Genomic DNA, 20,466 nt, shown 5'->3' with positions numbered 1-20,466 from the left:
ATTAACGACATATAGCGACAATATAATGCAAATGTCTAAATTGATTAAAAGGAGGGTGATGTCATGGAAAATGAACAAGGTGTAAAGAAAAGAAGCTGGCTGAAAGTACCTCATACATATACCATTATTTTTGCTATTATTTTTTTAGCGGGTATTGCAAGCTATATTATTCCAGCAGGTGAGTTTGAACGAATAGAGGATAAGGAAGGGCGAATGCTCGTTGTAGATGGAAGCTATCATCATATTGAGAGTGATCCAGTTTCATTTTTCGAAATGTTTACAGCTATTCCAATGGGTCTTGAAAAAGGGGCTCAAATTATTTTCTACATTTTCTTAGTCAGTGGTGTTTTTGGGATTATTCGTTCCACGGGTGCCATTGAAGCTGGTGTTTATAAAGGGGTAAAAGCTTTAGAGGGAAGAGAAAAATTACTTATCCCATTATCAATGATTTTATTCTCTGTTGGTGGTTTTACAATGGGGATGGCCGAAGAAACAATTATTTTCGTACCGATTGGTGTAGCAATTGCGCGTGCGATGGGCTTCGATGCTGTGACAGGGACTGCCATGATCACACTTGGAGCGGCCAGTGGATTTTTTGGAGGGATGCTTAATCCCTTTACGGTGGGTGTTGCACAATCATTAGCAGATGTACCGTTATTCTCTGGGATCGGCTTCCGTGCAGTTGTCTATGTTTTTGTGTTAGGTTTTGCTATTTTCTATGTATCTCGCTATGCCTTTAAGGTGAAAAAGAATCCACAGGCAAGTGTTATTTACGACATCGAGCAAAAGGCTAAATCTAATGTATCCGTTATTGACATTCCTACATTAACAGGAAAGCATAAATTTGTATTTATTGTGATGGCTTGTGGAATTGGCTTTAATATTTATGGTGTATTTAATTGGGGCTGGTTCTTAACACAGTTAACCGCCTCCTTTTTAATTATGGGGTTAATTGCAGGGCTAATTGGTGGGTTGAAACCTGCAACTATTTTTGATTCCTTCATTGAAGGAGCGAAGGCTGTAACATTCGGTGCTTTAATTGTAGGTTTTGCCCGTGCGATTACGGTTGTTTTAGAGCAAGGGAAAATTATCGATACTATCGTTTATGCGGCATCGGAAACAATTGGGCATTTACCACATGCTATCAGTGCAATCGGTATGTTATTTATTCAAGCACTGTTAAATTTATTTATTTCATCTGGTAGTGGACAGGCAGCCGCAACAATGCCGATTATGATTCCAATTACCGATTTATTAGGGTTAGAACGACAAGTGGCTGTATTAGCCTTCCAATATGGTGATTCCTTAACGAACTCTATTATTCCTACTTCATCTGCCTTAATGGCCTATTTAGCGGTTGCAGGCATTCCCTATGAAAAGTGGATCAAATTCATTTGGAAGATGATTCTTGGCTGGGCAGTGATTGCATGCCTGGCGTTAATTGCTGCGGTAGCAATAGGGGTTTCTTAATACGTGAAAAAAGCTGTGGATAGCATCCGCAGCTTTTTTCTTAGTGTTGAAAAACAAAACAGTCAATTGGAAGGTAGAAATGGATTTCCGTTGCAGGCTACTTGACTCCATTCCAACCTACAAAAGTGTTACCTTTTTAGTGAAGGTTTTCAAATAAAGTGAAGGTCTTTACTGCTCTTTATGGAGAGGTGTTGTCACGCATCACTTCTCTACATTAAAAATAAGAGCTTATTCCCTCTAAGAATACAAATAATGGGCTATTTAATCGCTATATTACTATGAAAAAAAGTAAAGACTCTTTGCAGAATGGTTGATTGGAGTGGAGCCAGCGTCACTCCTAGGGGATTTAGCGTCACAGATGAGACCCTGGAGCGAGCGTAAGTGAGTGAAGCGGCTCATCGGACGCCCCCTGGAAAGGACGCTGGCGGAACGGAAATCTCCCCCTCCCCTTGCAAAGTTGCTTTTTCTGCCTTTGACATGATCTTTTTTCATTATTCCTCTTGCTCATTAAAGTAGTTGAGAATTCCTTGATAAATACCGAGAGTCGCCTGTTCACGGAACTTCGCTGTGGTGATGACACGCTCTTCACTTGAATTACTTAAGAAGCCTAACTCAATAAGGACTGCTTTTTGACGATTTTCTCGTAGTACTAAATAGTTACCTTGTTGTGTGCCACGATCTCTTAACTCTAATTTACTTGATAGTCCATCATGAATCGCTTCAGCAAGCCCTTTTTGATTACTATTCATATAATAGGAGGTGAAGCCGTTAATAGAACTATCGTCTGTTGCATCATAATGGAGACTAATAAAGGCATCTGCTTCATATTGATGGGCAATTGATACACGCTTACGCAATGCCACATATTCATCGGATTCCCTCGTCATGACTACATTGGCGCCAGCCGCACTTAGCTTGGATGCAAGCATAGTAGCTGTTTTCAGCGTAATGCCTTTTTCCTCTGTACCACGTTGACCCGTTGTGCCATGATCATTTCCCCCATGGCCAGCATCAACAACTATTGTTAACCCACTTAACGTCCCTTTTTTACGAGGCTCTTCTTTTTCCTTTTGAGGAATCATCGTTTTATTAGAACTTGTTGTTACAACCCAGTTTGCAACAAATGCTGTTTGATCTTCATCTAATTGAATTTCATAAAAATCATTTTTTACGCCGACAATTGGATAATTTAAGCCAGCATCTACCCGTTCGACCACTTCAGCTGCTGTTGAGGCATCTGTTCGTAAGTTTGTCCCATTATAGATTATGGTAACGGATTCCAACTCTTTGGAAGAGGAAGTTTTGGATGTACTTTTAACTTTATTGGAGAAAGTACCATAAAAGCTATAAACCCAGCCTGTTTTTTTATCATTGTACTGAATTTGTACCCAATTATGTTCATGTGCAATTACTTTAAAGGCTTGACCTTTTTTCGCAGTGCCGATTTTTTTAGCATTCAAGTCTGGTTTTTTACGAACATTGAGGACGTCTACTAAAATAGTAAAGGTTGTGTCCTTGTTAACAGGTGTTGTAGTTGTCGTTACTTCTACGGCATCATCTTTAGGTTCCTTTTCTTTTTTAGGATTATCATTAATCGTGACATAATCCTTTGAAACCCATCCCGTAAGTCCATTCCAATCAATTTTTGCCCATTCAGCATTTTCTTCAATGAGGTTGGCTTGGTTGCCTGTAGAAAGTTGACCAAGAACAGCTGAAGAAATATCTGGATCTGTTCGTATATTTAAACGGTCAACTTGTGAGATGACGGATTTATCGATGGCCTGTTTAGCACTTGTAGGAGCCGTCAGCCATGAAGCAACCCAGCCCTCATAGTTACCTGCTTTTACTTGAATCCAATCACCTTCACGACCGATAGAGGTTAAAGGATCACCTTCTTCTAATGTCGTAATAATGGGATATGATAATCCAGGACCCTCACGCAAATGAAGAATCGTTCCAGCGACTTTTAGATCACTGGTGTCAGCGGAAGCTCTTTGAACAAAGTTCTTATTTGGCATCGCAATCGTTACCATTAGTACGAATATGATTATACTATGTAAAATTTTTGTCCTCATCAGATTCCTCCTATTCCTTGTGCTATTTTACCATGCTTTTGTCATAAAATTCGTGGTAAAATGGTAACGGAATTTGTTATTTTCATTATAGCCCTATGAAAAATACAAAAACAGTTGACATTGGCATGGCTAGTGACTAACATAAAGGGTAATCGAAAAATGATTAATCGCTTATGACCAAGCAAGTAGCGTATACCTCTATTGGAACAGAGAGGGAAAGACTTAGGCTGCAATCTTTCCTACAAAAATGTATCACGCGAATAACACTTGAGAGGCTTTTTTCTGAAAAGCAGTGCTTAGTAGGAAAAAACGGAATCGGCCGTTATCCGATTACGAGGAGGACACATGTAATTAATTGTGTCAACTAGGGTGGAACCGCGGAAGCTTATACAGCTCTCGTCCCTTGCTATGGCAAGGTGACGGGGGCTTTTTTGTTGTTCGAAAAAACTGCGAGATTCTTTTGAGAAAAGGGATGGGTTCGGTTTTAGGTGGTGAGTCTGCTCATCAAAATTGCGAACCTGCTCTAATCAAAGTGAAGACCGCTCTTTGAAGGTGTAACCAAACTCCAACCTGAATGAAAACTGCTCAATCGAAGCATGCCTCCGCCCCAAGTAGAATGACAGCTGCTCTATCATAAGCAATCGATATAGGAGGGATTTACATGAGTTTTAAAGTGCCACGAGGGACACAAGATATTTTGCCAGGTCAATCTGAAAAATGGCAAAAGGTTGAAGCGATTATTCGTGATATTTGTCGTGTTTATCGTTATAACGAAATTCGCACACCGATTTTCGAGCAAACGGATTTGTTTGCGCGTGGTGTTGGTGAAACAACGGATGTTGTGCAAAAGGAAATGTATACATTTGAGGATCGCGGGGGACGTTCACTAACATTACGTCCGGAAAATACGGCTGGTGTCGTACGTGCCTACGTAGAACATAAAATGTTTGGTGCTCCAGATCAGCCCGTTAAGCTTTCTTACTTAGGACCAATGTTCCGCTATGAGCGTCAACAGGCTGGGCGTTATCGTCAATTTGTACAGTTTGGAGTAGAGGCCATTGGTTCAGCAGATCCTGCAATTGATGCGGAAGTCATTGCTCTTGCGATGGATGTTTATGAATCAGCTGGCTTAAAGGATTTAAAACTAGTGATTAATTCACTGGGTGATAAAGAAACGCGTAATACTCACCGTACAGCCTTGTTACAGCATTTTGAGCCACATATTCAAGAGTTTTGCTCTGACTGTCAAAATCGTTTGCAAAAAAATCCATTACGAATTTTAGATTGTAAGGTGGATCGTGAACACCCATTAATGCAAACGGCTCCAGCGTTAACTGATTTCTTAACAGAGGAGTCAGCTGCTTATTTCAGTCAGGTGAAATCGTATTTAGATACATTGGGCATTTCTTATGAGGTGGATCCAAATCTTGTACGTGGGCTTGATTATTACAATCACACAACATTTGAAATTATGTCTACAGCAGCTGGCTTTGGTGCGATTACAACACTATGTGGAGGCGGACGCTACAATGGGCTAGTGCAAGAAATTGGCGGTCCAGATGTACCAGGTATTGGTTTTGCATTAAGTATTGAGCGTTTATTATTAGCACTTGAAGCAGAGGGCGTTGAATTAGATACCGCTTCAGGACTAGATGTTTATATTATCGCAATGGACGCTGAAGCCAAGCAAAAGGCTGTAGAGCTAACTAGTACTTTCCGTGCAAAGGGTCTTGCGACAGAAATGGATTATTTAGATCGTAAAATGAAAGCCCAAATGAAATCAGCGGATCGTCTAGGTGCAAAATACACAATCGTTCTTGGCGAAACAGAGCTTGAAGAGCAAGCAGCTGCCGTGAAACATATGGAATCTGGTGAACAGCACAAAGTGGCATTCTCAGAGCTAGTGAATTATTTATCACAACAATCTTAAAGTAGATACAGGGCATTGCTAGTAGATGCTACATAAATTGAAGATATTTTGGAGGAATTTAACAATGGCTACAAGAACACATGCTAGTAACGAGCTATCAGAGGCGTTACAAGGCGAAAAAGTCGTATTAAAAGGTTGGGTGCAGCGTCGTCGTGACCTTGGTGGTTTGATTTTCATTGATTTACGTGACCGTACGGGAATTACACAGGTCGTATTTAGTCCAGACGTGGCTGAAGCACATGCACTAGCGGATAAAGTACGTAGTGAATATGTGATTGAAGTGGAAGGAACAGTTATCCTTCGTACAGAGGATCAAATTAATCCGAATGTACCAAACGGTAAAATTGAAGTAGAAGCAACAAGTTTAATCGTAATTAATACGGCCAAAACAACACCATTCCAAATTGAAGATCGCACAGATGTATCAGAAGACCTACGTTTAAAATATCGCTATTTGGACTTACGTCGTCCAGTCATGTTCGATACATTCAAAATGCGTTCTGATGTTACACGTACAATCCGTAACTTCTTACAAAATGAAGGCTTCTTAGAAGTAGAAACACCGATTTTAACAAAATCAACGCCAGAGGGTGCCCGTGATTATTTAGTACCATCCCGTGTCCATGAGGGTGAATTTTATGCATTACCACAATCACCACAATTGTTTAAACAATTATTAATGGTTGCAGGCTTTGAAAAGTATTTCCAAATTGCCCGTTGCTTCCGTGATGAAGACTTACGTGCTGACCGTCAACCAGAGTTTACACAGGTGGACATTGAAACTAGCTTCTTAACACAAGAAGAAGTATTAGAAATGAATGAACGCTTAATTCAAGCTGTTATGAAAGAAGTAAAAGGAATCGATATCCCTGCACCTTTCCAGCGTATGAAGTATCAAGAAGCAATGGATCGTTATGGTTCAGATAAACCAGACGTACGTTTTGGATTAGAGCTAGTAGCATTAAATGATATTTTTGAAGGCTGTAATTTCAAAGTATTTGCAGATACTGTTGCACAAGGAAAACAAGTGAAAAGTATCAATATTAAAGGAGCAGCGGACAAATATTCTCGTAAAGACATGGATGAATTAACAAAATTCGTTAGTATTTACGGAGCAAAAGGTCTTGCTTGGTTAAAGGTTACAGAAGAAGGCTTAAATGGCCCAATCGCGAAATTCTTTGACGAAGCGTTAGCAGCAGCTTTAATCGAACGTATGGGAGCAGAAGTTGGCGATATTCTTGTATTCGTGGCGGATAAGGCACCTGTTGTTGCAGCTTCTTTAGGGGCATTACGTTCGAAATTAGGACAAGATTTAAACTTGATTGACGAATCACAATTTGCTTTCCTTTGGATTACTGACTGGCCATTATTTGAATTCTCTGAGGAAGATGGACGTTACTATGCAGCACATCATCCATTCACACGTCCGTTCGATGAAGATATAGCGTTAATGGATACAGATCCTTCAGCAGTTCGTGCACAAGCCTATGATATCGTATTAAACGGTTACGAGCTTGGTGGTGGATCATTACGTATCTATGAACGTGACCTACAGGAAAAAATGTTTGAATTACTTGGCTTTACAGAAGAAGAAGCACAAGCGCAATTTGGCTTCTTATTAGAAGCATTTGAGTATGGCGTGCCACCACATGCAGGTCTTGCCTTTGGTCTTGATCGCTTTGTGATGCTACTAGCAGGACGTACGAATTTACGTGATACTATCGCATTCCCGAAAACAGCAAGTGCTAGCTGCTTAATGACAGAAGCACCGAGCGAAGTATCACCAGAGCAACTAAGTGAATTAAGCTTAGCCATCAAACCATTTAAAAAATAATGAATAAAACAAAATACCTGGATTTCCTAGCAAATATTGTTGAGAATCTAGGTATTTTTTTGTGTTTTTTCAGGAAAATATAGATTATGAGAGAAAATCGTTTGAATTATCAGAAAAGTGGTGTTATGATAACTGTAATACGAATCCTGATGTGTTTGTCTAACTGCTAAATCTACTTCACAGTTTTGACCGAACACTATCGAATCGGGAGCCTTCATTTTGTAGTCGCAAACATGCCCCTAGCGGAGCGGGACGTTTAAAGCTGCAAAGCGGGCACCCCCCTGCAAATTGCGGGTTCAAAACGAATGTTTCTTGGCATTACGGCACAATTGGGATTCGTCCTATACATAGGATTAAAAAGGAGCTTGAGAGTAGCTCCTTTTTTGTTGCCAATTTTTAAAAGAAAGATTTATAGAAAAATTTTGAAAATATGAAAAAATAACTTTTTATTTTAGATGAACGAGCATATAATTGGTATAGACAACTATACCTTTTGGAGAGCGTTCATAAAAAGGTTGGAGGTGATAAGTTTGAAGGACACATTATTAATCTCAAATGTTAGGATTATTAATCCTGATGATCAGCCGTTTAAAGGTGACGTCTATATAGAAGATGGTAAGATCATTCAAATAGGACAGTGTTTGTCAAGAAAGGCAGTGCAACGTATTGATGGGCAAAATCATGATTGGCTACTGCTCCCTGGCTATATTGATATGCACATTCATGGATCAGCTGGGCATGATACGATGGATGCTAGTCCATTAGCTTTGCATGAAATAGCACAGTCCTTAGTGCAAGAAGGCGTTACAGGTTTCCTTGCTACAACTATGACACAAACTATAGCCAAAATTGAAAGCGCTTTAGTCAATGTGGCGCAATTTGAACAGCAAGAGGGAGAAGCCATTTTACTGGGCATTCATGTTGAAGGTCCATTTGTTTCGAAAATACGTGCCGGTGCACAGCCAGAAGAATACATGATTAGTCCTACGATTGAACAATTTGCTAATTGGCAAAAAATGAGCTGTTATCGTATCAAACAAATTACCGTCGCACCAGAAATAGAAGGTGGATTCACATTTCTTGAAGCATTAAAGAACTTTAATGTGATTCCGTCTATTGGTCACTCAGATGCTACAATAGAGGAAGTCCATCAAGCAGTATCATTAGGTATAAGTCAAGCCACTCATTTATATAATCAAATGCGACCATTTCATCATCGTGATCCAGGTGTCGTTGGTGGGGTATTATTAGAAGATAACATCAAAGTGGAATTAATTGTTGATTGTGTGCATAGTCATCCTCAAGCAGTCAAGCTAGCCTATCGGACAAAAGGTGCCAAGGGGATCATTCTTATTACGGACGCCATGCGAGCGAAAGGCTTGCAGTATGGTGAATATGATTTAGGTGGGCAAACGGTGTATGTAAGTGAAAAAGGAGCCCATTTAGCGAACGGAGCATTAGCTGGCAGTGTGTTAACAATGGAACAGGCGGTTAAAAATATGAAGGCCATTACGAATTGTTCCTTACAAGAAATAGTCGCCATGTCTTCTACGAATGCCGCTGAACAATTGCAGCTTCCCATGAAAGGTCGAATTGAAGAAGGCTTTGATGCAGATTTTGTCTTGCTAGATCAACAATTAAATGTGCAAAAAACGATTTGTCGAGGTAAAGTTGTATTTGAGAAATCATAAAAGAGGCGATAAGGAAGGTGCAAGATTTGTTAGAGAAAAATTCTCATATACCTATTTATATACAAATAGAAGAGATTATTAAACAAAGAATTTATTTAGAAGAATACAGAATTGGTGAAACGATACCTTCAGAACGTGAACTTTCTGCACAATTTAATGTTAGTAGAATGACTGTGCGTCAATCCATTACCAATCTCGTAAACAGCGGTCTGTTATATCGAGAAAAAGGGAGAGGTACCTATGTTGCTAATCCCAAATTGGAGCAGCCATTAAAGGGCTTAACAAGTTTTACGGAAGATATGCGCGCTAGAGGAATGGAACCAAGCAGTAAGGTGTTACGATTTGAAAAAATCATACCACCAGTGGATATTGCAAGAGATTTAATGATTGAGCCTGGAGAAGAAGTATTCTTTGTGGTGCGAATTAGAAATGCCGATTCTCAGCCAATGGCGATTGAAAGAACGTATATCCCAGTCAAAATCTATCCAGAGTTGGATGAAAAGCAAATAATGGGCTCGCTTTATGCTTTAATCGAAGCAAAGTTCCATCAAAAGATTGGGAATGCCGTACAGCAAATGGAGGCAGCCATTGTCTCAAAAGAAGATAGTAAATTTCTACAGATAAATCAAACAGCACCTGTTTTAATTATCAAACGTACGAGTTATTTATCGGACGGTAAACCATTTGAGCTTGTACGCAGTACGTATCGAGCTGATCGCTATAAATTTATAAGTGAAATTAAAAGGTGATTATATGCATGCATATTTTTCTGAAATCGAAAAGCTCATCCAGATTGTGAAGGAGCAGGAGACTGTTCATTTAAAGGAAGCAGCACAAATCATTGTTCAACGTCTTCAAAGAGGTGGAATCATCCAATTATTTGGCTGCGGCCATTCTCAGCTATTAGCTCAGGAGGCTTTTTATCGAGCTGGTGGTTTAGTACCTGTTCGTCCGATTTTTATAGAATCTTTGGCATTACATGCTGGAGCATTAGCTTCCTCAATCAATGAGAAGGATCCCACTATTATTGAACAACATAAGGAACAGTTTGATTTTCGTGAAAATGACGTTTGCATTGTCATTTCAACTTCAGGGAGAAATGCGGCCCCTATAGACGCTGCTTTGTTGGCAAAGGATTCAGGGGTATACGTGTTTTCTCTACAGTCGCTCCTCTATAGAGAGCAGGTTGCGCGTCACCACAGTGGGCATAGGCTTGAAGACGTGGTAGATTTTGTAATCAATACACATATCCCTATTGGAGATGGTGTTTTGCATCTACATGAAATGCAGTATGCGCCAGCTTCTACTGTCATTGGTTCCTTATTATTAAACGCCTTGTTCAGCGAAGTCATCGAAATAATAGCAAAGACGACAAAAGAATTACCTATTTTTGTCAGCAATAATGTTGACTCGGATTGGTCGCATAATGAAACAATGATGGCCAACTATCAACATCGTATAGATTTTACATGAAAAAGGGGAGACATCGTAAATGAAAAAAATGTATAAAATTACTTCACCTGAGGGCATTCATGCCAGACCTGCTGCACTACTAGTAACTGCAGTAACTCCATTCGAAAGTGATATTCAATTAACGTACAAGGGAAAATCTGTTAATCTAAAGTCCATTATGGGCGTTATGTCATTGGGTGTAACACCTGGTAGTATAGTAGAAATTTCAGCGGCTGGTCCAGATATTGAAAAATTATTTCAAACCGTAACAGAAATCATGGTGTCAAAAGAAATAGGAGAAGAATGTTAAGAGGACAAAAGATTCTTGCAGTGATTGTTTTCATCTCACTGCAGAAGAATCTTTTGTAAATAACTGAATTTTTAGAATTGCAATAGGGGTGATTATATGGATATCCACATTGTCTCGCCTAATGATTATAGGCAGATTCATCAATTAAGAGATTATTGTTTTCCGAATAAATACACAGGGGCTCGACGAGAGGACTTTCATTATTGGATAGAGCAGAGTACGACATTAGGAGCTTATGATCATAAAAAGATTGTCGGTCAACTTTTAATATTGCCACTCAACATGACGGTTCATGGTGTTCCTTATAAAATGGGCGGAATCGGCTTTGTTGCAACATATCCTGAGTACCGACAACAAGGGATTATTAAAAGGCTCATGATAGAAGCCCTACAAAAAATGCGTGATAATGGGCAAACCATTTCAGTTTTAGCGCCTTTTTCTGTGTCCTTCTATCGACATTTTGGTTGGGAATTATTTTTTGAGAAGCTTCATTACACGATCCCACAAGCACAATTTCCGTCGTTTGGGAAACAACTGGATATCGTCAAACGGATGAGCTTTGAATGGGTTGAGCCTGAGCTGTTCAAGGAAATAAAGGATTTTCATAATATAATGGCAATATTGCAAAATGGAGGCATGGTAAGAGATGATGCCTGGTGGAAAAGAATTGAGAGAAGGAGCCCTGACAGCCATTTTGCAGCCTATTTTCAAGCAGATAAAATAGAGGGCTATATTCGTTATACCATTCAGCAGGGGACGTTTGTCATTCAAGACTTTATTGTAGCTAATTATTTAGCGGAGCAAGCCATATGGCGTTATATTACGTCACATGCAGCAAGTGTCGATCAAATTACAGGTGTTACTAGCAATCATTATCCCTTTGGTTTTTATTTCAAAGAGCCGCAATTCAAAAGGGAAGTCATACAGGATGTGATGGTTAGAGTCGTAGACGTTGCAGCTTTTATGCAGCAATATCCATGGGGAGATATCACAGAAACATTGATGATACGTATTGACGATCCATTTTGTCATTGGAATGAGCATGTCTATCAAATAAATAAAAATGGTCAAGTGTCCATAATTGAGACAAATTCGGTCTCTGACAAGCATATGTTAACACTACCAATTAATCTTTTTTCTGCAATGATGGTTGGTTATCTTTCCGTCAAAGAGGCTGTTGTCTATGCTAATCAATCGACAGTGGAAAAGACTCTACAACAATGGCAAAGGGCATTGCCTACTGAAAAACCAGCATTTTATGAGTATTTTTAAGCGCTAAATGGTTTGAAAATTTTAAATTTTTTTGGATTTTTTTCTGGACTATACCAGTTGAGTGGAATCGTTTATGTTGCTATAAAAAAACAATAGCCCAATTTTGTAAATAATTACACGGATATAAAATTAATGTAAAAAGTGTATTGTGGTATATACCAATAGGTGCTATTCTCAAAATAAGTAAGCGATTACACAATCAAAAAAACATAAAAAGGAGTGTTTCGAATGAAAAATATTATGTTAGTGTGTGTAGCGGGCATGAGTACTAGTTTATTAGTATCAAAGATGCAAAAAGCTGCTCAAGAGCAAAATATTGAAGCTGATATTTATGCCATTGCTGAAGGTGAGGTGGAAAAAGTATTAGCGACGAAAAAAGCGGATGTGCTGTTATTAGGTCCTCAGGTTCGCTATTTAAAGGGGTCATTTGAAACAAAATTCAAGGATAGGGGCTTTCCAATCGATGTCATCAATATGGCAGATTATGGCATGATGAATGGTGAAAATGTCCTGAAGCAAGCACTACACTTAATTGGATGAAAAAGGGGTTAAAGGGAATGGGAGAAGCAGCATTAATGGAGTCCATTATGGGTCTTATTGTGCATAGTGGCAATACGAAAAGTGAGTGTATGGAAGCTCTTCAGCTAGCAAAAAAGGGGCAAGTTGAGGAAGCAAAAGAAAAAATTAAATTAGCAAATGAGTCTTTAATTGAAGCACATCATGCTCAAACGGGGTTACTGTCTCAAGAAGCAAGGGGAGAAAAAGTAGAGGTTTCCATGTTATTAATTCATGCGCAAGATCATTTAATGAATGCTATTACTTTTCGCGATTTAGCGCAAGAAATGATTGAGTTATATGAACGAATCAAAGGGGAGTAACATCAAATTTTGATGTCACAATAAAAAGCAAAGGGAGTGTATGTGGATGTTCCGTTTTTTAGAAGAAAAATTTGTACCGGTTGCTGCTAGGGTTGGGAATCAGCGTCATTTAGTTGCTATTCGTGACGGCTTTATTACGATCATGCCGTTGACAATTGTTGGATCATTAGCTGTACTTATTAACAATTTGCCCATTAAATTATATCAAAATGCACTCGATGCCATTTGGAAGCATGAGACATGGACACAGTTTGGGGGGAATATTTGGGGAGCGACATTTGGAATTATCTCTCTATTATTAGCCTTTTGTGTTGCCTATCATCTGACAAAAAGCTATGACAAGGATGCATTATCTGGTGGGGTAATAGGGCTTGCCAGTTATATGACATTTGGTACGTTTGGTGAAGGGGGATTAACGGGTTTAACGACAGGTACAGGAGGAATATTTGTTGCCCTCATTACCGCTTTAATTTCCGCAGAACTATTTTCTCGTTTATCTGGCAATCCAAAGCTTTTAATTAAAATGCCTGCAGGTGTGCCATCCGCTGTGTCAAAGTCATTTGCAGCATTACTTCCAGCAATTATAACAATTGGTTTATTAGCATTAGTTCGTACGATCATTTCTGCTGGGTTTGATATACCTGATATTATTGGAACGTTTTATTCATCGATTCAAGAGCCATTTATGGGCTTAACAAATACATGGGTAGCTGGACTTATTTTAGCCTTCATTCCAACATTTTTATGGACATTTGGTATTCATGGGGCAAATATTATCGAGCCGTTTATGCAATCGATTAATCTACAAGCAATTGATGCTAACGTTGCAGCCATTTCTGCTGGAAAAGTCGCACCTTACATTATTAACAAACCGTTCTTTGACGCTTTTATTAATATGGGTGGCTCAGGTACAACGATCGCTTTAATTATCGCAATATTCATTATTGCTCGTAAAAACAAACAATATAATACGGTTGGTAAATTATCCGCTGCTCCCGGATTATTTAATATTAATGAACCATTACTATTTGGTTTACCAATTGTCTTAAATCCAATTTTATTTGTACCATTTATTTTGACACCAATGGTCAATGTGACAATTGCTTTCTTTGTAACAAAATGGGGTTGGGTGCCAGCAGCAACGATTGCTGTTCCATGGACGACGCCTCCAATTATTAATGGTTTCCTAGTCACGCAATCTTGGCGTGGAGCTGTACTGAGTATTGTCTTAATTGTTGTAGCTATTTGTATCTATTTACCATTTTTATCCATGGCTAATCGCTTGTCAAGACAGAATGAACAAAAGGCTGCTTTAGCAGCACAGAGCGAACAATCTGTTGTGGAATCCCAAGGGGAAAAAGTAGAAGTATAAGCGTCAATTAACGGAGGGTTTGAAGTGAGAAGATTAGGAATTTCGCTATATCCACAGCATAGTACACTAGACGAAATGAAGCGCTATGTTCAACTTGCTCATGACAATGGCTTTGATCGGATCTTTACCTGTTTGATGTCATTAAAACAGGAGGGGGAGCGTCAGAAATTACAGCAAATTAATGCCTTTGCGCAGCAGCTTGGTTTTGACATATCGGCTGATATCGCACCAGCTGTTTTTGATGATTTAGGCTTAACCTTTAAAGATATTGGCTATTTGAAGGAACATTATTATTTGGCAGCCTTACGTTTAGATATGGGATTTTCTGGTCAGGAAGAAGCGTTGATGTCACTTGACGCAAGTAATCTAAAAATAGAATTAAACATTAGTAACGGGACGAAATATGTAGACAATATTGTTTCTTACCAGCCCAATAAAGAGAACATTATCGGGTGTCATAATTTTTATCCAAGACGCTTTACTGGGCTATCTCGTCAGCACTTTTTACAAACATCCCAACACTTTAAAGCACACAACTTGAGAACTGCCGCGATGATCTCCTCGCAGCATGGTCAATTTGGGCCTTGGGAGCAAACGGAGTACGGGTTACCTACATTAGAGGAGCATCGTCATCTTCCTATCACTGTACAAGCGAAAGATTTATGGCATACAGGGCTCATTGATGATTGTATTATTGGCAATATGTATGCCTCAGAGGAGGAAATACGTGCGTTAGGTCAATTAAATCGCAATAAGCTTGAAATAAAGGTTGTCCCGTCAGCAGACACGAGTATTTTAGAGGAAACGATTCTTTTTAAAGAGCCCCATTTTAATAGAGGGGATGTCTCTGAGTATGTCATTCGTAGCACACAATCTCGGGTTAAATATAAAAACGGAGATTTTCCTGTGCATGATACACGACCATTAAAAAGAGGCGATATCACGATTGATAATAATTTGGATGTTCGTTATAAGGGAGAGCTACAAATTGTTCTAAAAGAAATCCCAAATGCCGGGTCGAGCAATGTTATCGCTAGCGTTGTTGAGGAAGAACAATTTTTATTAGCACATATTCAACCATGGGCATCATTCGGCTTTACAAAATGAAAAAAGGTGAGAAAGGGATTGAGTCATCAATCTCACAGACTGTAGCCATCGAGAACTTCACTCTCGATGGCTTTTGTCATTTTTCTTTCTTTGTTCAATAGTTGATAAACCATTCCATAATCAGAATAGGGGTTTGCTACTAATGGATAAATAAACGAAAAATTAATAGTGGTTTCTAATTTTCGCACTTAATGATCTTGTCGTACTAATTGATCAATCGTAAACATTTCTAATTGTTTACATTCGTTGATTTTATTCTTCGTCAGCATCGTTTTTCACTTTAAAAGTTTACTTTTCATCAACATATATGGATGGAGTTGCTTTATATAGATGTTGAATATAGCGAAGGACGGTGACTCCTGCGGGGAAAGCAGCTCGACACCGCATGTGGAAAGTATCAGCCTGGAGTGGAAATCAACGGTTTCCCTTTAGAAAATAATGCCGAGGAAGCATTCCGACTTTATTTTAAAATCCTTGTTTAATTACTTTTATTTGGATGGTTTTCAGTAGGCAATCTTCATTTTTTTCTTTATAATTTTCTCTTGAACAATAACATGATAAAATGTAAGATAGATTTTGATTTTATCTTAGTATATAACTAGGTTTACTAATAAAATATACAGATGGAGAGTGTCAGGATGTTACATCAATTTTCACGTAACGAGCTCGCTATAGGAACAGAGGGTCTCGAAAAATTAAAAAATACAACGGTTGCCATACTTGGTGTAGGTGGTGTTGGTTCATTTGCAGCCGAGGCATGCGCAAGAAGTGGAATCGGTCGCATTATTTTAGTTGATAAGGATAATGTCGATATTACAAATGTCAACAGACAACTAGTGGCATATCTATCAACTGTAGGCAAATCTAAATCAGCTGTCATGAAAGAGCGCATTGCAGATATTAACCCAGCATGTGAAGTCATTGATATGCACATGTTTTACACGGAAGAAACCTATGAAAAGTTTTTCGCACAAGGCATTGATTATGTCATTGATGCAAGCGATACAGTGATGTACAAAATTCATCTAATGAAGGAATGCTTGCAACGTAATATTCCTATTATTTCGAGTATGGGTGCAGCAAATAAAATGGATCCTACTCGTTTCCAAATTGCGGATATATCAAAAACACATACAGATCCATTAGCAAAAATAATTCGTACAAAGCTTCGTAAAGAGGGTATTCATAAGGGTGTAACGGTTGTTTTTTCTGATGAAAGTCCAATTGTTGTACGTCCTGATGTCGTAGAGCATGTTGGTAAGCCTGATGCGGCAATTCGTAAGGCAAAGATGCCGCCTTCATCCAATGCCTTTGTACCGTCCGTAGCAGGTTTAATTGCGGCGAGCTGGGTAGTCAATACCATCTTAAAAGATGTAAAAATTACGCGCGTACAAGGATAATGTCAGAGAATTATTTTAAAAAAACAGCATAATGGATTATTTTCGTAGAAGTAGCTGCCTCATTGTTTTGAGAAGTAGCTACTTTTTCTATGTTACAATTAGACCGTTGAAAAAAGGAGGCGCATACAGATGGAAAAAATTTATCAAATGGAATATAGAGGTTTAAATCTTTTCGATGAAATTAGCACTGTAGAGTTAGCGATTGATGAAGAGAAGCAAACTATACATATTTTTGATGTTGGACAAGTAGTCAGCCCCATTTTTAATTTTGATGTATCTGCCTATGAATTGTCCGATGGTTTTTATAAAATGGCGGATGTTCTGCGGCATAAGAAAATCTTAACGAATCATCAAGCAGATAATAATGTAACATTAAGTGAATGGTTAATTATGAACAATGCTTATTTTTATATACCTCAAAAGCGCATTAAAAAATATATGCAGGGGAGCATTATTGAAATTGTTGATCGCGCAAAGGAACCCTGGTTATTTGATGATTATGTACAAAGGGTATAATTTTACCAAAATAGTTCGTCTTATGTACATAAAATGCTATTAATTCACGAAATTGTCTTATTTTTTTCATGTCCTCACTACTCCATATAGTTTATTGATATAATTTAAATCATCCATTAGATAATCGATCAGTTTGTTTGGGATGCTCCGAGCTACTTAGTAAATAGCCAGGAAGTTAAAACAGCAAATGACATATGGGAGAGTGGGAAAATGGAAATTCAAGTAATTCGTGATCATTTAGATATTGTCAAACTTCAAGAGAAAATGAATGCCATTGTATTTGACTATTTGGATACATCTAATAATTATCCGAAAGCTATGAGAGGGTTGAATCCTTTATATAGTCAAGTAACAACTTATTATAAAGAGTATGTTGATCATCGATCAGGGGAATTACCAAGCGCAAATACGTATTGGCATTTGTTTATCGATTGTTGTGCAAAATTATGTTATTTTTTAGCTGCATCGACCTATTATTCTTCGAATGCCTTGCAAAAAACGCCTGAAAAAGTGGAGCGTTTATTAACAATAGCAGCTTATTCCTTACCGGGAATTGAACAGGAAGAGAATGAATTATTATTAACAGATATCTTTGCTCTCTTAACGGAAGTGCTAGAGGATGAAGAGAAAATGACAACGATACGCAATGAAGTGCTTGCACAAAAGGGTGATGTGAAGCAGTGTCTGGAACAGTTCAAAGCATTTGTTGATGAAGAACTGACAGCCTAGACATTATTAGACTAGCTATTTTCAGAAAATAGCCTATACGACAAGAATCTACGTAACTTTTGTAAGTAATTCTCGTTTTTCTATACTAGAAAAAAGTGGATTTACTTGCTTCGTTTTGTTTCGTGGGTTCTTTTTTGTTATTTGGAAAGTAAAAAAAGACCATTTTACTTAAAGGGAATTATGATTTTTTGTCGAATTATAGTTAAAAAATGGGTTCTCCTATGATCATTTTATTCAACACTGTAAGAACTTATTGAAAGGGGGCTAGGCAATGATTGTAAACGGTATAAAATTAGATTTGGCGAATTTGGAAAAACCGCTTTTACTAGTTAGTGAGGAAGATGAGCATTTATTTCAACGACTTATCCAACCAACGATTGAGAAGGAACTTATACAGTGTCAATTAGCGCTCTCTACAAGAAAATCTATTTCATTGGTCAAAGATATTTGGTTGGCAATGTATAGGGATCGAGAAAAGTTATACATTAATAGTGGTCATGCCATGCTGTACCCAATTCGTTTAATTCTTTTTGAATTAGTGACACAAGCAGAATCTTTCCAGCGCTTAGCAAAAAAGTCGCGTGGTGATGCATGTCTTTCCCTTATATATGCAGTTATTCTTATACAATTTGTCTTGCAGTGGTTAAAGGATCGGTTTAGTGGAAACCAAGAGGTATATGGTGCATTAAAGCGGTTATACAGAGTGACGGATGATGAATTAACTAGAGAGCCATCCTATGAAACAAGAGAACAAAAAATTGCACAAGCTATTGCTGTAAAAGCAATTCGCTTTGAAGTGAGAGAAAACAATCAAGAATTCGCGAGTGTGTTGTATCAATCGTATAATTTGATTGTTTTTTTGCATAGTAAGGTCAATGAAGAGGATGGGAAAGAATCCCTTCTGTCATTACTTCGACATGTAGCAGAACCATTAAATTTGTTTTATAAAGAGCGATACACAGCAAATAACCAGAGCTTTACAGGATGATCATCAAAGCAGCCCATCCTGTTATTTTGTAAAAAAGCAAAGTCACTATCAGTACTGGAAATCGTGACTTTGCTTTTGTGCTGTTATTGATGGAACGATTTGAGCTTTTCATAGATGCCTGCCATTCGTTTTTCTTCTCCAGCAATAACAGGTTTATAAAATTCTGTTCCTACAAGTTCATCCGGTAAATATTGCTGGTCTACCCAACCACCAAAAGTGCCAATGGGTGTGTTATGTGGATATTGATAGCCAACATGTCCTAAATCTTTCGCTCCCTCGTAATGAGCATCTCGTAAATGATGAGGAATATCACCCGTTTTGCCTTCATGAATTGCTGTAATGGCAGCGTCTATTGCAGCTATGGCAGAATTGGATTTAGAGGCAAGGCACATTTCTATGACGGCGCTTGCGAGTGGAATACGTGCCTCAGGTAACCCTAGTCGTTCAGCTGCTTGGATGGCAGCCAGCATATGAGGACCAACATCGGGATTGGCAAGACCAATATCTTCATAAGCCATCACAAGCAGGCGCCTGCTGACGGCCACTAAATCGCCTGTTTCCAGTAAATGCGCTAAATAATATAAAGCAGCATTGGTATCACTGCCACGTACAGATTTTTGCAAGGCGGAAAGTAAATTATAAAAATGTGAACCTTTTTTATCGCCATAAACACCAATTCGGTTAATGAGATGCTCAATAACATGATCGGCTGCAAGCGTCTGCCCATCAACCTCATCACTCGCATAATAAATGGATTCTAGTAGTGTTAATGCCTTCCGCGCATCCCCGTTTGCGGCTCCTGCAATTTGCTCAATTTGAGTGGGTGTTAATACAAAATGATATTTACCTAACCCTCGTTTTTCATCTGCTAGTGCTTTTTCAATCAACTCAATTAAATTTTCCTTTGTTAGTCGTTTTAGCTGGTAAATTTCTCCACAGCGTGAACGAATAGCTGGATTGACGTCATGGTAAGGATTTTCTGTTGTGGCCCCAATTAATACAATTGAGCCATTTTCAACATGTGGTAACAAAGTATCTTGCTGTAATTTATTGAAACGATGAATTTCATCCAAAAAAAGAAGTACTTTTCCGGAGATTCTGGCTTCTTGTACAATATCCTCCACATCTTTTTTGCCAGCTCGCGTTGCATTGAGTGCAAAGAAAGGGAGCTTGGAGCTTCCTGCAATGGCATTGGCAATAGAAGTTTTACCGATTCCAGGTTCTCCGTATAGCAACATGGAAGGTACATGTTCATTTTGAATCATTTTATACAGGGCTGTATTGGGACCAATGAAATCCTGATGCCCAACTATTTCATCAAGGGTTAAAGGACGCATTCGAAAAGCGAGTGGTTCATTATGCAATTTAGTTCCCCCTTTCAGTCGTTGTCATTTTTTGCTTCGACCATGTTTATACGCTAAAATAAAGCGCTGATTGTTATT

Annotated in this window: 18 protein-coding genes, 1 other RNA gene, 1 pseudogene and 1 other annotated feature; of the genes and pseudogenes, 17 read left to right on the top strand and 3 right to left on the bottom strand. The window is 38.5% G+C overall.

Annotated features, from left to right (window positions below):
* Window positions 1–63: 63 nt before the first annotated feature.
* Window positions 64–1,470, top strand: a complete 1,407-nt coding sequence (locus AC6BKE_RS23295) for a YfcC family protein (RefSeq protein ID WP_058845150.1) — start codon at window positions 64–66, stop codon at window positions 1,468–1,470.
* A gap of 491 nt (window positions 1,471–1,961) precedes the next feature.
* Here the strand turns inward: AC6BKE_RS23295 and AC6BKE_RS23290 are convergent, their stop codons facing one another.
* Window positions 1,962–3,545 (bottom strand): N-acetylmuramoyl-L-alanine amidase family protein, encoded by a 1,584-nt coding sequence (locus AC6BKE_RS23290; protein ID WP_101966511.1) that lies wholly within the window; start codon window positions 3,543–3,545, stop codon window positions 1,962–1,964.
* A gap of 164 nt (window positions 3,546–3,709) precedes the next feature.
* Window positions 3,710–3,952: a binding site (T-box leader), on the top strand.
* Between the two features lie 254 nt (window positions 3,953–4,206).
* Here AC6BKE_RS23290 and hisS point away from each other — a divergent pair.
* The 12 genes from hisS to AC6BKE_RS23230 all read left to right on the top strand — a co-directional run bounded on the left by hisS (window position 4,207) and on the right by AC6BKE_RS23230 (window position 15,391).
* Window positions 4,207–5,475 carry a histidine--tRNA ligase gene (hisS, locus tag AC6BKE_RS23285; RefSeq protein WP_058844051.1) on the top strand — a complete coding sequence of 423 codons (1,269 nt, stop codon included), beginning with the start codon at window positions 4,207–4,209 and terminating at the stop codon, window positions 5,473–5,475.
* Window positions 5,476–5,539: 64 nt separating this feature from the next.
* Entirely contained in the window at window positions 5,540–7,309 is a 1,770-nt protein-coding gene (gene aspS, locus AC6BKE_RS23280; RefSeq protein ID WP_101966510.1) for an aspartate--tRNA ligase, read from the top strand.
* A 140-nt stretch (window positions 7,310–7,449) separates the two neighbouring features.
* Window positions 7,450–7,649: non-coding RNA, 6S RNA (gene ssrS, locus AC6BKE_RS23275), on the top strand.
* 181 nt (window positions 7,650–7,830) lie between these two features.
* Window positions 7,831–9,000 carry an N-acetylglucosamine-6-phosphate deacetylase gene (gene nagA, locus AC6BKE_RS23270; protein ID WP_499858150.1) on the top strand — a complete coding sequence of 390 codons (1,170 nt, stop codon included), beginning with the start codon at window positions 7,831–7,833 and terminating at the stop codon, window positions 8,998–9,000.
* A gap of 26 nt (window positions 9,001–9,026) precedes the next feature.
* Window positions 9,027–9,749, top strand: coding sequence for a GntR family transcriptional regulator (locus tag AC6BKE_RS23265; RefSeq protein WP_058844065.1), 723 nt, complete (start codon window positions 9,027–9,029; stop codon window positions 9,747–9,749).
* Window positions 9,750–9,753: 4 nt separating this feature from the next.
* A complete protein-coding gene (locus tag AC6BKE_RS23260) occupies window positions 9,754–10,473 on the top strand; it encodes a sugar isomerase domain-containing protein (RefSeq protein WP_499858149.1) in 720 nt (239 codons plus the stop codon).
* 19 nt (window positions 10,474–10,492) lie between these two features.
* On the top strand, window positions 10,493–10,762 hold the full coding sequence (locus AC6BKE_RS23255; RefSeq protein ID WP_036124382.1) for an HPr family phosphocarrier protein: 270 nt from the start codon (window positions 10,493–10,495) through the stop codon (window positions 10,760–10,762).
* A gap of 96 nt (window positions 10,763–10,858) precedes the next feature.
* Window positions 10,859–12,034, top strand: coding sequence for a GNAT family N-acetyltransferase (locus tag AC6BKE_RS23250; RefSeq protein WP_499858148.1), 1,176 nt, complete (start codon window positions 10,859–10,861; stop codon window positions 12,032–12,034).
* 228 nt (window positions 12,035–12,262) lie between these two features.
* Window positions 12,263–12,574 carry a PTS sugar transporter subunit IIB gene (locus AC6BKE_RS23245; RefSeq protein ID WP_036124378.1) on the top strand — a complete coding sequence of 104 codons (312 nt, stop codon included), beginning with the start codon at window positions 12,263–12,265 and terminating at the stop codon, window positions 12,572–12,574.
* Window positions 12,575–12,591: 17 nt separating this feature from the next.
* Window positions 12,592–12,912 carry a PTS lactose/cellobiose transporter subunit IIA gene (locus AC6BKE_RS23240; protein ID WP_036124376.1) on the top strand — a complete coding sequence of 107 codons (321 nt, stop codon included), beginning with the start codon at window positions 12,592–12,594 and terminating at the stop codon, window positions 12,910–12,912.
* A 46-nt stretch (window positions 12,913–12,958) separates the two neighbouring features.
* Window positions 12,959–14,284, top strand: a complete 1,326-nt coding sequence (locus AC6BKE_RS23235; protein WP_036124372.1) for a PTS sugar transporter subunit IIC — start codon at window positions 12,959–12,961, stop codon at window positions 14,282–14,284.
* A 24-nt stretch (window positions 14,285–14,308) separates the two neighbouring features.
* Complete coding sequence (locus AC6BKE_RS23230) at window positions 14,309–15,391, top strand: DUF871 domain-containing protein (RefSeq protein ID WP_036124370.1); 1,083 nt, start codon at window positions 14,309–14,311, stop codon at window positions 15,389–15,391.
* A gap of 113 nt (window positions 15,392–15,504) precedes the next feature.
* Here AC6BKE_RS23230 and AC6BKE_RS23225 read toward each other — a convergent pair.
* Window positions 15,505–15,660: pseudogene (locus AC6BKE_RS23225) on the bottom strand (IS5/IS1182 family transposase); the annotation flags it as partial.
* Window positions 15,661–16,029: 369 nt separating this feature from the next.
* Between AC6BKE_RS23225 and AC6BKE_RS23220 the strand changes: the two are divergent.
* The 4 genes from AC6BKE_RS23220 to AC6BKE_RS23205 all read left to right on the top strand — a co-directional run bounded on the left by AC6BKE_RS23220 (window position 16,030) and on the right by AC6BKE_RS23205 (window position 19,024).
* Complete coding sequence (locus AC6BKE_RS23220) at window positions 16,030–16,791, top strand: tRNA threonylcarbamoyladenosine dehydratase (RefSeq protein ID WP_036124368.1); 762 nt, start codon at window positions 16,030–16,032, stop codon at window positions 16,789–16,791.
* A gap of 129 nt (window positions 16,792–16,920) precedes the next feature.
* Window positions 16,921–17,307, top strand: a complete 387-nt coding sequence (locus tag AC6BKE_RS23215; protein WP_036124366.1) for a hypothetical protein — start codon at window positions 16,921–16,923, stop codon at window positions 17,305–17,307.
* A gap of 210 nt (window positions 17,308–17,517) precedes the next feature.
* The gene (locus AC6BKE_RS23210; protein WP_036124364.1) at window positions 17,518–18,036 is read left to right on the top strand and encodes a hypothetical protein; all 519 of its coding nucleotides are present in this window, start codon (window positions 17,518–17,520) and stop codon (window positions 18,034–18,036) included.
* A gap of 271 nt (window positions 18,037–18,307) precedes the next feature.
* A complete protein-coding gene (locus AC6BKE_RS23205) occupies window positions 18,308–19,024 on the top strand; it encodes a hypothetical protein (protein WP_058844056.1) in 717 nt (238 codons plus the stop codon).
* 83 nt (window positions 19,025–19,107) lie between these two features.
* On the opposite strand, the gene AC6BKE_RS23200 is transcribed toward AC6BKE_RS23205, so the two are convergent.
* Window positions 19,108–20,388, bottom strand: coding sequence for a replication-associated recombination protein A (locus AC6BKE_RS23200; protein ID WP_036124360.1), 1,281 nt, complete (start codon window positions 20,386–20,388; stop codon window positions 19,108–19,110).
* Window positions 20,389–20,466 lie beyond the last annotated feature (78 nt).

This window comes from Lysinibacillus sp. COL-1, assembly GCF_059814265.1.
Note: the sequence above shows the minus strand (reverse complement) of the source record. Positions and strands in the feature narration are given on the sequence as shown.

Excerpts from the sequence above, each read along its gene's own strand:
- AC6BKE_RS23295 (WP_058845150.1), top strand. The coding sequence starts at position 64 with ATGGAAAATGAACAAGGTGTAAAGAAAAGAAGCTGGCTGAAAGTACCT.
- AC6BKE_RS23290 (WP_101966511.1), bottom strand. The coding sequence starts at position 3,545 with ATGAGGACAAAAATTTTACATAGTATAATCATATTCGTACTAATGGTA.
- hisS (WP_058844051.1), top strand. The coding sequence starts at position 4,207 with ATGAGTTTTAAAGTGCCACGAGGGACACAAGATATTTTGCCAGGTCAA.
- aspS (WP_101966510.1), top strand. The coding sequence starts at position 5,540 with ATGGCTACAAGAACACATGCTAGTAACGAGCTATCAGAGGCGTTACAA.
- AC6BKE_RS23260 (WP_499858149.1), top strand. The coding sequence starts at position 9,754 with ATGCATGCATATTTTTCTGAAATCGAAAAGCTCATCCAGATTGTGAAG.
- AC6BKE_RS23255 (WP_036124382.1), top strand. The coding sequence starts at position 10,493 with ATGAAAAAAATGTATAAAATTACTTCACCTGAGGGCATTCATGCCAGA.
- AC6BKE_RS23250 (WP_499858148.1), top strand. The coding sequence starts at position 10,859 with ATGGATATCCACATTGTCTCGCCTAATGATTATAGGCAGATTCATCAA.
- AC6BKE_RS23245 (WP_036124378.1), top strand. The coding sequence starts at position 12,263 with ATGAAAAATATTATGTTAGTGTGTGTAGCGGGCATGAGTACTAGTTTA.
- AC6BKE_RS23240 (WP_036124376.1), top strand. The coding sequence starts at position 12,592 with ATGGGAGAAGCAGCATTAATGGAGTCCATTATGGGTCTTATTGTGCAT.
- AC6BKE_RS23235 (WP_036124372.1), top strand. The coding sequence starts at position 12,959 with ATGTTCCGTTTTTTAGAAGAAAAATTTGTACCGGTTGCTGCTAGGGTT.
- AC6BKE_RS23220 (WP_036124368.1), top strand. The coding sequence starts at position 16,030 with ATGTTACATCAATTTTCACGTAACGAGCTCGCTATAGGAACAGAGGGT.
- AC6BKE_RS23215 (WP_036124366.1), top strand. The coding sequence starts at position 16,921 with ATGGAAAAAATTTATCAAATGGAATATAGAGGTTTAAATCTTTTCGAT.
- AC6BKE_RS23210 (WP_036124364.1), top strand. The coding sequence starts at position 17,518 with ATGGAAATTCAAGTAATTCGTGATCATTTAGATATTGTCAAACTTCAA.
- AC6BKE_RS23205 (WP_058844056.1), top strand. The coding sequence starts at position 18,308 with ATGATTGTAAACGGTATAAAATTAGATTTGGCGAATTTGGAAAAACCG.